Here is a 694-nt window from a genome sequence, read left to right as displayed (position 1 = left end):
CGATGACCGCGTACAGGAAGACGGCAGTCTGATTATTGAAACTTGTCACCGTCAGCATGCGCATTTACCGGAACGTTTCCAGAACTGGCGGCTGAAAGAGGTCACCCCGGAAGGTGAGCGTATTTTCTATCAGGACGGTGAACCGTGTGATCTGCCTGAATCCACCCGCCTCGATGTGCGTGTTGAAATGCCGCAGGGCTCAGCGTGGAATGTGAAGCAGCGTGAACTGGCGGAGCAGATGGAGCGTGAGCAGGTAGAACGTGAAGCGCAGGAGGTTGCGGAGCCGGTGGAGTAATAATAAAAGACATATAGATACACCCCTTCCGAAAATATAAATTCATTAAGAAGGGGTAATTAATGATTTTTATTGTTTTAATACTATCGGCAAAAACTACTTTCTGATTTCTTTATTTCAAAATTAGCATTGTATAATCTTTTTAGTAAATTAATAGACTCCTCAATTCTATTATCATTTCTATCTGTCTGGTATGTTATTTTAGTAATGAGATTACGGGGTACTGGAATATTAATGAATGGAATTAACATTGCATCTCGTTCGAAGAAATTGACAATTTTTTCTTTTCCAGGATCATAAGTGTAACCACCATCTTTTCTGTCAACAGATTTTCGCTCTGATAAAATAATTCTGAATTCATTTTCATGTTCCCACTCTGGATTTTTAGTGGAAGCAAAG

Annotated in this window: 1 protein-coding gene and 1 pseudogene; one reads left to right on the top strand and one right to left on the bottom strand. The window is 40.5% G+C overall.

Annotation, left to right across the window (positions count from 1 at the left end; genetic code table 11):
* Positions 1–295 (top strand): annotated as a pseudogene (locus N7387_RS21330) (hypothetical protein); the annotation flags it as partial.
* Between the two features lie 83 nt (positions 296–378).
* On the opposite strand, the gene N7387_RS21325 reads toward N7387_RS21330, so the two are convergent.
* Positions 379–694, bottom strand: a 316-nt coding sequence (locus N7387_RS21325; protein ID WP_279800961.1) for a hypothetical protein, incomplete at its 5' end; no start/stop codon positions are given.

This window comes from Morganella sp. GD04133 (assembly GCF_029835375.1).
Taxonomy (GTDB): Bacteria; Pseudomonadota; Gammaproteobacteria; order Enterobacterales; family Enterobacteriaceae; genus Morganella; species Morganella morganii_B.
The sequence above is the reverse complement of the archived record's forward strand: the minus strand, read 5'-3'. Positions and strand labels throughout refer to the sequence as shown.